At 63.5% G+C, this 15,155-nt stretch carries 8 protein-coding genes and 2 riboswitches; of the genes, 2 read left to right on the plus strand and 6 right to left on the minus strand.

The genetic code is table 11. From position 1 onward, the window contains the following. Positions 1-94 precede the first annotated feature (94 nt). Positions 95-4,024 carry a trifunctional transcriptional regulator/proline dehydrogenase/L-glutamate gamma-semialdehyde dehydrogenase gene (gene putA, locus B0G82_RS06405; protein WP_121306976.1) on the plus strand — a complete coding sequence of 1,310 codons (3,930 nt, stop codon included), beginning with the start codon at positions 95-97 and terminating at the stop codon, positions 4,022-4,024. Positions 4,025-4,111: 87 nt separating this feature from the next. Then, positions 4,112-5,260, plus strand: a complete 1,149-nt coding sequence (locus B0G82_RS06410) for a branched-chain amino acid ABC transporter substrate-binding protein (protein ID WP_106284862.1) — start codon at positions 4,112-4,114, stop codon at positions 5,258-5,260. A 142-nt stretch (positions 5,261-5,402) separates the two neighbouring features. On the opposite strand, the gene B0G82_RS06415 is transcribed toward B0G82_RS06410, so the two are convergent. From B0G82_RS06415 to gcvT, 6 genes are all read right to left on the minus strand, one after another. Continuing rightward, complete coding sequence (locus B0G82_RS06415) at positions 5,403-7,121, minus strand: thiamine pyrophosphate-binding protein (protein WP_121306977.1); 1,719 nt, start codon at positions 7,119-7,121, stop codon at positions 5,403-5,405. Positions 7,122-7,421: 300 nt separating this feature from the next. Then, complete coding sequence (locus B0G82_RS06420) at positions 7,422-8,810, minus strand: L-serine ammonia-lyase (RefSeq protein ID WP_121306978.1); 1,389 nt, start codon at positions 8,808-8,810, stop codon at positions 7,422-7,424. A 30-nt stretch (positions 8,811-8,840) separates the two neighbouring features. Beyond that, on the minus strand, positions 8,841-9,971 hold the full coding sequence (locus tag B0G82_RS06425; protein WP_116118551.1) for an alginate lyase family protein: 1,131 nt from the start codon (positions 9,969-9,971) through the stop codon (positions 8,841-8,843). Positions 9,972-10,112: 141 nt separating this feature from the next. After that, the gene (gcvP, locus tag B0G82_RS06430; protein WP_121306979.1) at positions 10,113-13,049 is read right to left on the minus strand and encodes an aminomethyl-transferring glycine dehydrogenase; all 2,937 of its coding nucleotides are present in this window, start codon (positions 13,047-13,049) and stop codon (positions 10,113-10,115) included. 79 nt (positions 13,050-13,128) lie between these two features. Continuing rightward, a complete protein-coding gene (gcvH, locus tag B0G82_RS06435; protein ID WP_116143596.1) occupies positions 13,129-13,509 on the minus strand; it encodes a glycine cleavage system protein GcvH in 381 nt (126 codons plus the stop codon). A gap of 63 nt (positions 13,510-13,572) precedes the next feature. Further along, complete coding sequence (gene gcvT, locus B0G82_RS06440; protein ID WP_121306980.1) at positions 13,573-14,691, minus strand: glycine cleavage system aminomethyltransferase GcvT; 1,119 nt, start codon at positions 14,689-14,691, stop codon at positions 13,573-13,575. Between the two features lie 79 nt (positions 14,692-14,770). Beyond that, positions 14,771-14,930, minus strand: a riboswitch (glycine riboswitch). 32 nt (positions 14,931-14,962) lie between these two features. Beyond that, positions 14,963-15,064, minus strand: a riboswitch (glycine riboswitch). Positions 15,065-15,155 lie beyond the last annotated feature (91 nt).

A 15,155-nucleotide genomic window follows, 5' to 3' on the forward strand; every position in this document is an offset into this window, starting at 1 on the left:
ACCGAACATGGTTGCACCTTTTTATTGGGAGGCGTACGATTCGCCAACTTTTAGTCTTTCCCAGCGCATTCGTTTGGTATCCGAAGAAGGAAACATGGCTAGCACCACCCTTGGCGTCAAGGTCGACGACCTCCTGCGTTCACGGCTGAAAGATGCCGCGACCCGTCTTGAACGCACTCCGCACTGGCTCATCAAGCAGGCCATCTTCGCGTACCTCGAAAAGATCGAGCACGGTCAGTTGCCGCCCGAACTGTCGGGCGTGACGGGCTCGGCGGATCTCGCCGACGGCGCCACGGTCGAGCAGGAAGAAGACGGCGCGTCGCATCCGTTCCTCGAGTTCGCGCAAAACGTGCAACCGCAGTCGGTGCTGCGCGCGGCGATCACGGCCGCTTACCGTCGTCCCGAGCCGGAATGCTTGCCGTTCCTGGTCGGTCAGGCTCGCTTGCCCGCCAACCTCGCGGGCGATGTGCAGACAATGGCCGGCAAGCTCGTCGAAACGCTGCGCACCAAGAGCAAGGGCGGTGGCGTCGAAGGTTTGATCCACGAGTTCTCGCTGTCGAGCCAGGAAGGCGTGGCGCTGATGTGCCTCGCCGAAGCGCTGCTGCGCATTCCCGATCGCGCCACGCGCGACGCGCTGATCCGCGACAAGATCAGCAAGGGCGACTGGAAATCGCACATGGGCCAGGCACCGTCGATGTTCGTCAACGCTGCGACCTGGGGCTTGATGATCACCGGCAAGCTGGTGACGACCAATAGCGAAACGAGCCTCTCGTCGGCGCTGACGCGTTTGATCGGCAAGGGCGGCGAGCCGCTGATCCGCAAGGGCGTCGATATGGCGATGCGCCTGATGGGCGAGCAGTTCGTCACGGGCGAGAACATCTCCGAAGCGCTGGCCAACAGCCGCAAATACGAAGCGCGCGGCTTCCGCTACTCGTACGACATGCTCGGCGAAGCGGCCACCACCGAAGCCGACGCGCAGCGCTACTACGCGTCGTACGAACAGGCGATCCACGCGATCGGCAAGGCTGCCGGCGGCCGCGGCATTTACGAAGGCCCTGGCATCTCGATCAAGCTCTCCGCGCTGCACGCACGCTACTCGCGTTCGCAGCAGGAACGCACGATGAGCGAACTCCTGCCGCGTGTGCGCTCGCTGGCGATCCTCGCGCGCCGCTACGACATCGGCCTGAACATCGACGCCGAAGAAGCAGACCGCCTCGAAATCTCGCTCGATCTGCTCGAAGCGCTATGCTTCGATCCAGACTTGGCCGGCTGGAACGGCATCGGCTTCGTGGTGCAGGCCTATCAGAAGCGTTGCCCGTTCGTGATCGACTACATCATCGATCTGGCGCGCCGCAGCCGTCACCGCATCATGGTGCGCCTCGTGAAGGGCGCGTACTGGGACACCGAAATCAAGCGCGCACAAGTGGACGGCCTCGAAGGCTATCCTGTCTACACGCGCAAGATCTATACGGACGTCTCATACGTCGCTTGTGCGAAGAAACTGCTGAGCGCGCCCGACGCGGTCTATCCGCAGTTCGCCACGCACAACGCGCACACGCTCTCGGCGATCTATCACCTCGCGGGCAACAACTATTACCCCGGCCAGTACGAGTTCCAGTGCCTGCACGGCATGGGCGAGCCGCTGTACGAGGAAGTCACCGGCCGCGACAAGCTGAACCGTCCGTGCCGCGTGTACGCGCCGGTCGGCACGCATGAAACGCTGCTCGCGTACCTCGTGCGCCGTCTGCTGGAAAACGGCGCGAACACGTCGTTCGTGAATCGCATTGCCGATGAAAGCGTCGCGATCAAGGACCTGATCGCCGACCCCGTCGACGAAGCCTCGAAGATCGTGCCGCTCGGCGCGCCGCACGCGAAGATTCCGCTGCCGCGCAATCTGTACGGCGCCGAGCGTCTCAATTCGATGGGTCTCGATCTGTCGAACGAGCATCGTCTGGCGTCGCTGTCGTCGGCGTTGCTGGCGAGCGCGCATCATCCGTGGCGCGCCGCGCCGATGCTCGAGGACAACGAGATCGCCGTGGGCGTGGCGCGCGACGTGCGCAATCCGGCGGATCATCGTGACCTCGTCGGCACGGTCGTTGAAGCGACGCCGGAACATGTGAGCGCCGCGTTGGCGCATGCCGTCGCCGCGGCGCCGATCTGGCAAGCCACGCCGGTCGAAGCGCGCGCCGATTGCCTCGCGCGTGCCGCAGATCTGCTCGAAGCGCAGATGCATACGCTGATGGGTCTGGTGGTGCGTGAAGCCGGCAAGTCGCTGGCCAATGCGGTCGCGGAAATCCGCGAAGCGATCGACTTCCTGCGCTACTACTCCACGCAGATTCGCGACGAGTTCTCCAACGACACGCATCGCCCGCTCGGTCCGGTGGTCTGTATCAGCCCGTGGAATTTCCCGCTGGCGATTTTCATGGGCCAGGTGGCCGCGGCACTCGCTGCCGGCAACACCGTGCTCGCGAAGCCGGCCGAACAGACACCGCTGATCGCCGCGCAAGCCGTGCGCATTCTGCGCGAAGCCGGCGTCCCGGCGGGCGCAGTGCAACTGCTGCCGGGCAATGGCGAAACGGTCGGCGCTGCGTTGGTGGCCGATCCGCGCACTCGCGCGGTGATGTTTACCGGCTCGACTGAAGTGGCGCGCCTGATCAACAAGACGCTCTCGAGCCGCCTCGATCCGGACGGCAAGCCGATTCCGCTGATCGCGGAAACCGGCGGCCAGAATGCGATGATCGTCGACTCGTCGGCGCTCGCTGAGCAGGTGGTCGCGGACGTGCTGCAATCATCTTTCGACTCCGCCGGTCAACGCTGTTCCGCGCTGCGCGTTCTTTGTCTGCAGGACGATGTCGCCGACCGCACACTGGAGATGCTGACGGGCGCGATGCGTGAACTGGCAGTGGGCAATCCGGACCGCCTGTCGATCGACGTCGGCCCGGTGATCGACCTCGACGCGAAACGCGGCATCGACGCGCACGTCGCGACGATGCGCGAGAAAGGCCGCAAGGTCGAGCAGTTGCCGATGCCCGACGGTTGCGCGCAAGGCACCTTCGTTCCGCCCACGCTGATCGAACTCGACAGCATCGACGAACTGAAGCGCGAGGTATTCGGTCCGGTGCTGCATGTGGTGCGTTACCGCCGCAGCCAGCTCGACAAGCTGCTCGAACAGATTCGCACGACGGGCTACGGCCTGACGCTCGGCATCCACACGCGGATCGATGAAACCATCGCTCACGTGATCAGCCGCGCGCACGTCGGCAACATTTATGTGAACCGCAATGTGATCGGCGCGGTGGTGGGTGTGCAGCCGTTCGGCGGTGAGGGTTTGTCGGGCACGGGTCCGAAGGCGGGCGGCGCGCTGTATTTGCAGCGTCTGCTGGCGACGCGTCCCGCCGGTTTGCCGAAGTCGCTCGCGCAGGCATTGGTCGTGGATGTACCGAAGGCAGCCGAAAACAGCGACAATCCGTCCGCTGCATTGACGGCCTATCGCGATTGGCTGATTGCCGAACAACAACCGGTGCTGGCCGCGCGCTGCGACGGCTATCTGTCGCATGTGCCGGCGGGCGCCACCGCGGTACTGTCGGGACCGACTGGCGAGCGCAACACGTACACGCTGGGCGCGCGCGGCACGGTGCTGTGCATTGCGTCGACGGCGAGCGGCGCGCGCGTGCAGTTCGCCGCGGCGCTGGCTACGGGAAATCGCGCGTTGTTCGAGGGCGCGGCGGGTGAACAATTGGTGGCGCAGTTGCCCGCGTCGTTGAAGTCACATGCGAGCGTGAAGAAGAGCGCCGATGCAACGTTCGACGCCGTGCTGTTCGAAGGCGATAGCGACGAGTTGCTGGCGCTGGTGAAGGAAGTCGCGAAGCGTCCGGGCCCGATCGTGTCGGTGCAGGGCGTTGCGGCAGGCGCGCTGGAAAGCGGCGACGAGGATTACGCGCTCGAGCGTCTGTTGACGGAACGCTCGGTCAGCGTGAATACGGCAGCAGCCGGCGGTAATGCGAATTTGATGACGATCGGTTGAGCGAACCTCATTGATCTTTTCAAAAAGAAGGAAGCGGTACGGCGACCCCGAAACCGCTCCATCCACACCTGGTACCAAGGAGAAGCTATGCAACACAAGATGAAACAGCTGGCAGGCGCTGCACTGGTTGCAGCGATGTCGCTGGCGGGGACGGCCAATGCTCAATCGACGGAAGATGTGAAGGTCGGCTTTGCCGGCCCGATGACAGGCGCGCAGGCGCACTACGGCAAGGACTTCCAGAACGGCATTACGCTGGCGGTGGAAGACATGAACGCGACCAAGCCGGTGATCGGCGGCAAGCAAGTCCGCTTCGTGCTGGACTCGGCCGACGACCAGGCCGACCCGCGCACCGGTACGACGGTTGCACAAAAGCTGGTGGATGACGGCATCAAGGGCATGCTCGGCCACTTCAACTCGGGCACCACGATTCCGGCTTCGCGCATTTACGCGAACGCGGGCATCCCCGAAATCGCGATGGCGACGGCGCCGGAATACACGCAACAAGGTTTCAAGACCACGTTCCGCATGATGACGTCGGACACGCAGCAAGGTTCGGTCGCCGGCACGTTCGCGGTGAAGACCTTGGGCATGAAGAAGATCGTGATCGTCGACGACCGCACGGCTTATGGCCAGGGTCTGGCTGATCAGTTCGAAAAGGCGGCGAAGGCAGCGGGTGGCCAGATTGTCGATCGTGAATACACGAACGACAAAGCAGTCGACTTCAAGTCGATCCTGACCAAGCTGAAGGCGGTTCAACCGGATCTGATCTACTACGGCGGCGCGGATTCGCAAGCGGCACCGATGGTCAAGCAGATGAAGGCATTGGGCATCAAGGCGCCGCTGATGGGCGGCGAAATGGTCCACACGCCGACGTTCATCCAGATCGCGGGTGACGCGGCGAACGGCACGGTGGCATCGCTCGCCGGCCTGCCGCTGGAAGAAATGCCGGGCGGCAAGGACTACGTCGCGAAGTACAAGAAGCGTTTCAACGAAGACGTGCAAACGTACTCGCCGTACGCTTACGACGGCGCAATGGCCATGTTCGACGCCATGAAGAAGGCGAACTCGACCGATCCGGCCAAGTACCTGCCGGTGCTCGCGAAGACCTCGATGCCGGCGGTGACGTCCGCGAACCTCGCGTACGACAGCAAGGGCGACCTGAAGAACGGTGGTATTACGCTGTACAAGGTCGTCGATGGTAAGTGGACGACGTTGCAGAGCGTGGGTGGAAAGTAAGTAGCTTCTCCTGCTAGCGCACTCGGCTGCCATGTGATTGCTTGACGTGCCAGGCAGGCAAAAAAAGCCCTGCGGTTTTCGAACCGCAGGGCTTTTTGTTTTGTGCTTCCTGACACCCTGTGCCGATGGCACGACAACGCAATTACTCCCCGCGCATCTTCCTCCCCTGCTCCCTAACCTGCTCCAACGTCGCACCTGGCGTGCTCGCTTCCTGCGGCATGCGAATCTCGATCACCGCCGCACACTTCGCCTCCATCGAACGCTTGAGCGCAGGCAGAAAATCCTCAGTCCGCTCCACCGTCTCGCCATGCGCGCCGAACGATCGCGCGAACGCCGCGAAATCCGGATTTGTGAGCCCGGTGCCATGTACCCGCCCAGGATAGTGCCGCTCCTGATGCATACGAATCGTACCGAAGTGACCGTTATTCACCACGATGAAAAGCACATGCAGGTCGTACTGCATCGCCGTCGCAAGTTCCTGTGCGGCCATCATGAAGCAGCCGTCGCCGGCCAGCGCCACAACGGCGCGTTGCGGATACATCGATTTCGCCGCGATCGCCGCCGGCACGCCGTAGCCCATCGCGCCACTCGTCGGCGCAAGCTGCGAACGGTAATGCCGATACGAGAAGTGCCGATGCAGCCACGTCGCGTAATTGCCCGCGCCGTTGGTGAGAATCGCGTCGTCCGGCAGATGCGCGCGCAACTGCTGGATCACTTCGCCCATCTGTACATCGCCGGGAATTTGACGCGGTTTGCGCCAGTCGAGATACGCCTGATGCGCCTCGCTCGCTGCGCCCGACCACGCGAGTTGCTCGGACGATGGCTCCAACTCCGCAAGCATTGCCGCCAACTCCGGCATGCCAGAGACGATCGGCAGATCGGCCGCATACACGCGGCCCAATTCCTCCGCGCCCTGATGCACGTGCACGAGCGTCTGCTTCGTTTTCGGAATGTCGAGCAACGTATAGCCGTTCGTCGTCGCTTCGCCCAAACGCGGTCCGATCGCGAGTAGCACGTCGGCGTCGCGAATGCGTTGCGCGAGCGCGGGATTGATGCCGAGGCCGACGTCGCCGGCATAGTTCGGATGCTCGTTGTCGAGCGTGTCCTGAAAGCGGAACGCGAGGCCGACCGGCAATTGCCAGTTCTCGACGAAGCGCCGAAAGTCCGCGCACGCAGCCGGCGTCCAACCGCTGCCGCCCGCGATCACCATCGGCCGTTGCGCGCCGTCGAGCAATCCGCGCAACTTCTCGATCTGCGCCGCCGACGGTGACGCCGCCACGCGCTGATAAGCCGGCGCGCCGGCCACGGCATCGCACGCGTCGCTCAACACGTCTTCGGGCAACGACAAGACCACCGGCCCGGGTCGCCCCGAAGTCGCCGTGTGAAACGCATGGCTCAGATACTCGGGAATGCGCTTCGGATCGTCGATTTGCGCAACCCACTTCGCCATCTGACCGAACATGCGCCGATAGTCGATTTCCTGAAACGCCTCGCGGTCGAGATGCTCACGCGCGCACTGGCCGATCAGCAGAATCATCGGCGTGGAATCCTGAAACGCGGTGTGCACGCCGATCGATGCATGCGTGGCGCCCGGCCCGCGCGTGACGAGCGCGACACCAGGGCGCCCCGTCAATTTGCCGACGGCCTCCGCCATATTCGCCGCGGCCGCTTCGTGGCGGCAAACAATGGTCTGGATGCGTTCGGTTTCGTCGTGCAGCGAATCCAGCACAGCGAGAAAACTCTCGCCGGGCACACAGAAAACACGTTCGACACCGTGCGTGAGTAAAGCATCGACGACAAGACGCGCGCCGGTGGTTTGAGCGGCGGCGGGACCGGAAACGGGAGTATTCGGCTGCGACATTGCGATGAAGTCTCCAGGCAGTGCGTAAGTGCGGTATGAGATTGCCGAATCAACCTGAAGATCAGCCGATCGGCGCTCCGACAGCTTACGCCGAGCGTGCCGCCGCTGTCACGGTGCCGCGCTACGGGATCGCTCGCGGCCGCGCGCAGGTAAGAAGCGCACGCGCCTTCTCCCGCTTCGGCGACAATACGTAGCACAGGCGTGCGCACGTGATGCACGAACACGAAGAAGCGACGCGCAAATAAAAACGCGGGCCATAGCCCGCGTCGTCATCCGCATCGAGGCAAGGAAGCGCCGCCCTCAACACTCGACGATATTCACCGCCAACCCGCCCCGCGACGTTTCCTTGTATTTGGTTTTCATATCCGCGCCGGTCTCGCGCATGGTCTTGATCACCGAATCGAGCGACACGTAGTGACTGCCGTCGCCGCGCAAGGCCATGCGGGCGGCGTTGACTGCTTTCACCGATGCCATCGCGTTGCGCTCGATACACGGAATCTGCACCATGCCGCCGACCGGATCGCACGTCAGCCCGAGGTTGTGCTCCATGCCGATTTCCGCGGCGTTTTCGACCTGCTTCGGGGTGCCGCCCATGACTGCGGCGAGTGCGCCCGCAGCCATCGAGCAGGCGACGCCCACTTCGCCCTGACAGCCCACTTCGGCGCCCGAAATCGACGCGTTCAGCTTGTACAGAATGCCGATCGCCGCGGCGGTCATCAGGAAGTCGATCACGCCTTGCTGATTCGAACCCGGCATGAAGCGCGTGTAGTAATGCAGCACGGCCGGAATGATGCCGGCCGCGCCGTTGGTCGGCGCAGTCACCACACGTCCGCCGGCGGCATTTTCTTCGTTGACGGCGATCGCGTAGAGATTGATCCAGTCGATCATCGACAGTGGATCGCGTAACGCCAGCTCCGGATTGCCCGACAGCGCGCGATACAGCTGCGGCGCGCGCCGTTTCACCTGGAATGGACCGGGCAAGTTACCGTCGGCATCCGGATTGTTGATGCCGCAACCCCGCGATACACACGATTGCATCACGTCCCAGATCTTCAGCAGGCCCGCGCGCGTCTCTTCTTCCGTATGCCAGACGCGCTCGTTTTCCCACATCAACTGGGCAATGCTCTTACCGGTCGATTCGCACAGCGCGAGCAACTCGTTGCCGCTGCGAAACGAGTACGGCAGTTGATCGACCGCGGCCAGGACTTTCGTATTCGGCGCGCCAGCCGTCACCACGAAACCGCCGCCCACCGAGAGATACGTCGACTCGCGCAATGTCTCGCCTTGCGCGTCGAGCGCACGCAGCTTCAGACCATTCGGATGCTCGGGCAGCGCCTGACGATAAAACGCAATGTGATCCTTCTGCACGAACGGCACCTCGTGCGTGCCGAGCAGCGCCAGCTTGCGGGACACGCGCACTGCCTCGAGCCGCTGCGCTATCGTGTCCGGGTCCACGGTATCGGGCGCGTCGCCCATCAGGCCGAGCATGACGCCGCGATCGGTACCGTGCCCTTTGCCCGTCGCGCCGAGCGAGCCGTACAACTCCACTTTCACCGAGGCGGTCGCGGCGAGCAGCCCATCGCGTTCGAGCCCTTGAGCGAACATCAGCGCCGCGCGCATCGGCCCGACCGTATGCGAACTGGACGGACCAATGCCGATTTTGAAGAGGTCGAAGACGCTGACTGCCATTTACTGCTCCCTGCTATGGATAAAGTTGATTTACCGCGCCGGCAGCGGCAAACACACGGCGAGCCACGCGGGCGGCGTCGGTGCGAGCTGTAGCGCGATCGGCGTATAGCGCCCGTCGAGGCGCGCCGCCAGGTGAAACAGTTCCGTCGCGTTCTTCGGATCCCACTGACCCGAATAGCCGGGCAAGCCGGCCTCGCGACGTTTTGCATCGAACGGAACGCTCGAATGCACGAATTCTTCATGCGTCTTGCTGCCGGCCGCATACGGCGCCAGCCAGTTGAGCGCGGCTTGCAACGACGCGCCGTCCGCGCCCTTCTCCGGCAACCAGTTGCGGTTATGGCGACGCGCGGCGAGCGCGGCTGTCACGAGCGGCTGCAAGTCGTAGGTGACGTAATGCAGCGCGTCGCGTTCGTTGAAATCGACTGTCGAACCATCCGGCTCGATGTTGTCGCCGATATGCTCGACGAACAGACGCTGGGCCGCATTGATCATCTTGCGGTTGTCGAGCGTGAACGCGGCCATGGCAATCAGTTTGATCCGATGGCTCTGCCAGTTGTTCCTGAACGTTCCTTTGAGCGGGCGCGGCTGCGCGTCGATTTGCCCGATGTAGCCGTTCGCGAGTTTCGTCAGGAACGCCATCGACGCATTGCGCGTTTTCACCGGCAACGCGCTCGCCGTCATGTCGTACGCGAGAATCAGTCCTTCGAAACGGGTTTCGTCGATCGGATTGAAGCTCGGTTGATAGGTCGTGACCCAGGCGTACAGCAAGCGGTCGACGAGCTTGAGATAGCGGTCGTCGCTGGTGGCGCGCCAGGCGAGCGCGGCGTCGCGCAACAGATCGAGATCTTTCTCCGCCTCGACGCTCTGGTCGTAGATGCCCTCGTGCGGCAGCGTGCCTTCGGTATGCAGTTTCGCCAGCGCATGCGGCTGGTCGTTCAGATGGGCCTGCACGTTGCTCACCAGCGCTTTCACACCGGGATCGGCGTTCGTGCGTTCGCTGGTTTGCAGCGCGGGCGCCGCGCAAAAATTCATCGCGGCCTGCGCTTGCCGCAGCGGCAGCAGCACGGCTGCGCCAGCCAACAGCAACGTGCAGGCTTGCCGCCAATTCGGCGCTCGCGTTGCTTCGGTCCGGCTTTGCATCAATCGCACCTTTCGCGCCATGCGAAACTCCTCGTTAGGCTGATTCGGTGTGTGATGTTAGCCGTTTGCGGCCACGAACGACAGAGAACCTCAGAGCGGAACCACGCATCGCCTCGCCGCCTCTTTTTCGAGACGACGGGCGATGCGCATTGGCAATCCCGCTTACTCGTAGTCGGCGATCGGCACGCAGGAGCAGAACAGGTTGCGATCGCCGTACACGTTGTCCGCGCGGCCGACCGGCGGCCAGTACTTCTTCGCGATCAGCGTGGGCAGCGGATACGCCGCGGTTTCGCGCGCATACGCGTGCTTCCAGTCATTCGCGATCACCACCGCTGCCGTGTGCGGCGCATGCTTCAGCGGGTTGTCCTCGCGATCCGAGCGGCCTTCTTCGACGGCACGGATTTCCTCGCGAATCGCAATCATCGCTTCGATGAAACGGTCGAGTTCTTCCTTCGATTCCGATTCGGTCGGCTCGACCATCAGCGTGCCCGGCACCGGGAAGCTCATGGTCGGCGCGTGGAAGCCGTAGTCGGCGAGACGCTTGGCGACGTCGTCGACGGTGATGCCGCTGGTTTCCTTGATCGGACGCAGATCGAGAATGCACTCGTGCGCGACCAGGCCGCCCGGGCCCGAATAGAGTACCGGATAGTGCGGCGCGAGTTTCTTCGCCACGTAGTTCGCGTTGAGGATCGCGATTTCGGTCGCGGCGGTGAGGTTCTTCGCGCCCATCATTGCGATGTACATCCACGAAATCGGCAAGATCGACGCCGAGCCGTACGGAGCGCCCGATACCGCGCCAATGCCGTTCGGCGCGCGCTCATAACCCGACGAAATCTGGTTCGGCAGGAACTGCGCGAGATGCGCGCCGACCGCAACCGGACCGACGCCCGGTCCGCCGCCGCCATGCGGAATGCAGAAGGTCTTGTGCAGATTCAGGTGCGACACGTCGCCGCCGAACTGGCCCGGCGCGGTCAGTCCGACCATCGCGTTCATGTTCGCGCCGTCCACATACACCTGACCGCCGTGCGCGTGCACGATCTCGCAGATTTCGCGCACGTTCTGCTCGAACACGCCGTGCGTGGACGGATACGTGATCATGATCGCCGCGAGTTTGTCGGCGTGCTGATCGGCTTTCTTCTTCAGGTCTTCGATATCGACATTGCCTTGCGCGTCGCAGGCCACCACGACGACCTGCATGCCGGCCATCTGCGCCGACGCCGGGTTCGTGCCGTGCGCCGAAGCCGGAATCAGGCAGACGTTGCGATGCGCTTCGCCGCGCGACGCGTGATACGCGTGGATGATCAGCAGGCCCGCGTACTCGCCTTGCGAGCCGGCGTTCGGTTGCAGCGACACGGCAGCGTAGCCGGTGGCCGCGACCAGCATCTCTTCGAGCTGATCGATCATTTCGCGGTAGCCGACAGTTTGCTCAGCCGGTGCGAACGGATGGATCTGGCCGAATTCAGGCCATGTAACCGGCAGCATTTCCGAGGTCGCGTTCAGCTTCATCGTGCACGAACCCAGCGGAATCATCGAACGGTCGAGCGCGAGGTCCTTGTCCGACAGGCTGCGCAGATAACGCAGCATTTCCGTTTCCGAATGATGACGGTTGAACACGTGGTGCGTGAGGTAGGCGCTCGTGCGCTCAAGCGCGGCCGGCAGCGATGCGGTATTCGACGCAGCCATTGCCGAGTCGAGCGTGTCGACTTGCGGGACGTCTTTCGCGCCGGCGGCTTGCGCGAATACTTCGAGCAGATCCGCCAGATCGCGGCGCGTAGTGGTTTCGTCGATCGACAGGCCGACTTGCGTATCGCTCACGCGGCGCAGGTTGATGCGTTTCGCTTGCGCGGCCTCGTGCAGCGCTTGCGTGCGTGCGCCGGATTCGAACGTGAGCGTGTCGAAGAACGTTTCGTTAGCGAGCGAGTAGCCGAGTTGCTTCGCGCCTTCCGCCAGCAACGCGGCGATGCGGTTCACGCGCAATGCGATCGTCTTCAAACCGTGCGGGCCGTGATAAACGGCGTACATGCTGGCCATGATCGCGAGCAGCGCTTGCGCGGTACACACGTTCGAAGTCGCCTTCTCGCGGCGGATATGTTGTTCGCGCGTTTGCAGCGCGAGACGCAGCGCGGGGTTGCCTTGCGCGTCGACGGTCACGCCGACGAGGCGGCCCGGCATCTGGCGCTTGAATTCGTCACGCACGGCGAGGTAAGCCGCATGCGGGCCACCGAAGCCGACCGGTACGCCGAAACGCTGCGTATTGCCGACGGCCACGTCCGCGCCCCATTCGCCCGGCGGCGTGAGGACGGTCAGCGCGAGCAGGTCGGCGGCGACCACCACGTGGCCGCCCGCTGCGTGGATCGCTTCGGTGAGGGCGCGGTAGTCGCGCACGTCGCCGTTCACGCCCGGATATTGCAGCAGCACGCCGAACGCATTCGCATCCGCGGCTTCCGCAGCCGGGCCCACTTTCACTTCGATGCCGACCGGCGTGGCGCGCGTCTTTACCACTTCGATGGTTTGCGGCAGCACGTCGTCGGCCACGTAGAACACGTTCGACTTCGGCTTGCCGATGCGTTGCAGCAGCGTCATCGCTTCAGCCGCAGCCGTGGCTTCGTCGAGCAGCGATGCATTCGAGATCGCCAGACCCGTCAGGTCGACGATCATCTGCTGGAAGTTCAGCAGCGCCTCCAGACGGCCTTGCGAAATTTCCGGCTGATATGGCGTGTACGCGGTGTACCACGCCGGATTTTCCAGCACGTTACGCAGGATCACCGTCGGCGTGTGCGCGTTGTAATAGCCTTGCCCGATGTATGAGCGGAACACCTGGTTCTTGTCCGCGAGTTCGCGCAGCGCGGCGAGCGCTTCGGCTTCGCTCTTCGGCTGCGCGAAGGGGCCGAGCGGCAGCGTTTCGGTGCGGCGGATCGTCTTCGGAATGACGGCGTCGATCAGCGCGGCGCGCGACGCGAAGCCGAGGGCTTCGAGCATCGCGTGCTGGTCGGCCGCGTCCGGGCCGATATGCCGTTCGGCGAAGGCGTCATGCACTTCGAGCGCGGCGAGCGAGAGAGGAGTGCGGTTCATCAGACGATCCGGGTGTTCGAGCTTCATGGGTGTTCCTGGCGGTGCGGTGTCCTTCGGTATTCGAAAAAGGACGCGCCGCACCTGTCGGGTTAAACGTAAAGGTGAATCAGGCGCCGATTGACTTGCTGTACGCGTCGGCGTCGATCAGACGGTCTTGCGTCGCGTCCGCAGCCGGCTTGATCTTGAAGAGCCAGCTTTCGTACGGTGTGGAATTGACCGAATCAGGCGTGTCGGCCACGGCGGTGTTCGCTTCGATGATCTCGCCCGAAACCGGCGCGTAGATATCGGAAGCGGCTTTCACCGATTCGATGACAGCGACCGTGTCGCCGGCGGTGACGGTTTTGCCCAGTTCCTGGACTTCGAAGAAGACGATGTCGCCGAGCGCTTCCTGCGCGTGGTCGGTGATGCCGACCGTCAGCGTGCCGTCCGCCTCGGTGCGGACCCACTCGTGCGATTCGGTGTATTTCAGATCGGCCGGGATGCTCATCGGATGCTCCTATGCGGTGTGATTCGCTTGTAACTTGGGAAGTAGACGCGCGCGCAGGTTTGCTTAAACCGCGAGCACTTTGCCATTGCGCACGAACGGCAGTTTTACCACGCTTGCAGGTACGTTCTTGTCACGAATCTGAACGTGAACGGTGTCGCCCGGCTGCACGCCTTTCGGCACACGCGCAAAGGCGATGGATTCCTGCATGGTCGGGGAAAACGTACCGCTGGTGATTTCGCCTTCGCCCTGCGGCGTGACGACTTTTTGATGAGCACGCAGCACGCCCGCCGCCTTGCCGTTTTCCTTCAGCAGAATCAAGCCGACGAACGCAGCCTGCGAACCGTCCGCTTCCAGCTTGCCCTTGCCGACGAAGTCGCGCGGCGAGGTGAGGTCGACGGTCCAGGCGAGGCCGGCGTCGAGCGGCGAGACGTTGTCGTCCATGTCCTGGCCGTACAGGTTCATGCCGGCTTCGAGCCGCAGCGTGTCGCGCGCGCCGAGACCGGCCGGGCGCACGCCCTGGGCTTGCAATGCGTTCCACAGCGCTTCGACGTGATCCGCGGGGACAATGATTTCGAAGCCGTCTTCGCCGGTGTAGCCGGTGCGGGCCACGGTCAATTCGCCGAACGGCGTGTCTTCGACGCGGGCGGCGTTGAAGGGCTTGAGCGCTTCGGTGGCGGCGCGTGCGGCCGGCACGGTTTGCCATACTTTTTCGCGCGCATTCGGGCCTTGCACGGCGACGATCGCATAATCGCGGCGCGGCGTGATGGTCAGGCCGAAGCTGCCTTCGGCGTTGAGTTGGCCGAACCAGGCGATGTCTTTATCGGCGGTGCCGGCATTGACGACCACGCGGAAATGATCTTCGCCGAAGTAATAGACGATCAGGTCGTCGATCACGCCGCCGTTCGGGTTCAGCAGGCAGGAGTACAGCGCGCGGCCCGGCGTTTGCAGCTTGGCGACGTTGTTCGCCAGCGCATACTCGAAGAATGCGCGCACGCGCTCGCCGGTGAAATCGACGACACACATGTGCGAGACGTCGAACATGCCGGCGTCGGTGCGCACGGCGCGGTGTTCGTCGATCTGCGAGCCGTAGTTGACAGGCATGTCCCAGCCGCCGAAATCGACCATGCGGGCATTGAGCGCACGATGGGTGGCGTTGAGCGGGGTGTGTTTGAGTTCGGTCATGGGGCCTCGGGCGTCTCGCGAAACAAAAAAGGCCATGGGCGCTACGCCTCGCGGCCTTTTAGCTGCGAGCGATGCGTTGCATGGCCCCTCTGTCCTCGATACCTGAGAGATTGCGTTGCCGTGGTCACGTTGACGTGTCACGGTGAAACGCGCGCCCCTTCGGTGGGCAGCTTGCCAGATCCGCTCGCACTTACGACGCGCGATGCGCACGGCTACTGCCGCTCTCCAGAGTGCGAAAAACCGGTGCCCGATATTGCCTGAGAGCGGGTTCTTCGACGCGGTCGGTCCTTTTGCCTGAGAGTTTGCGGGTGTGCCCCTTCGGCGGCGCGGCCTGCGGTTTTCTGCGGCCAGCACGCTCTCCCGACGCGTGCGGCGAATGTACGCGAGGGCCGGGGGCTTGTCAAATAAAGGCCCGAGAACCGCGCGGCGGTTGACGGAGCGTCTGCGCGCTTGTCAAAAAAAGC

The sequence above is a fragment of the Paraburkholderia sp. BL17N1 genome (genome assembly GCF_003634175.1).
GTDB lineage: Bacteria > Pseudomonadota > Gammaproteobacteria > Burkholderiales > Burkholderiaceae > Paraburkholderia.

What these genes read in the sequence shown, in the direction of transcription:
- B0G82_RS06415 (WP_121306977.1), bottom strand. Translation starts at nt 7,121, where the DNA reads ATGTCGCAGCCGAATACTCCCGTTTCCGGTCCCGCCGCCGCTCAAACC.
- putA (WP_121306976.1), top strand. Translation starts at nt 95, where the DNA reads ATGGCTAGCACCACCCTTGGCGTCAAGGTCGACGACCTCCTGCGTTCA.
- B0G82_RS06420 (WP_121306978.1), bottom strand. Translation starts at nt 8,810, where the DNA reads ATGGCAGTCAGCGTCTTCGACCTCTTCAAAATCGGCATTGGTCCGTCC.
- gcvH (WP_116143596.1), bottom strand. Translation starts at nt 13,509, where the DNA reads ATGAGCATCCCGGCCGATCTGAAATACACCGAATCGCACGAGTGGGTC.
- gcvP (WP_121306979.1), bottom strand. Translation starts at nt 13,049, where the DNA reads ATGAAGCTCGAACACCCGGATCGTCTGATGAACCGCACTCCTCTCTCG.
- B0G82_RS06410 (WP_106284862.1), top strand. Translation starts at nt 4,112, where the DNA reads ATGCAACACAAGATGAAACAGCTGGCAGGCGCTGCACTGGTTGCAGCG.
- B0G82_RS06425 (WP_116118551.1), bottom strand. Translation starts at nt 9,971, where the DNA reads ATGGCGCGAAAGGTGCGATTGATGCAAAGCCGGACCGAAGCAACGCGA.
- gcvT (WP_121306980.1), bottom strand. Translation starts at nt 14,691, where the DNA reads ATGACCGAACTCAAACACACCCCGCTCAACGCCACCCATCGTGCGCTC.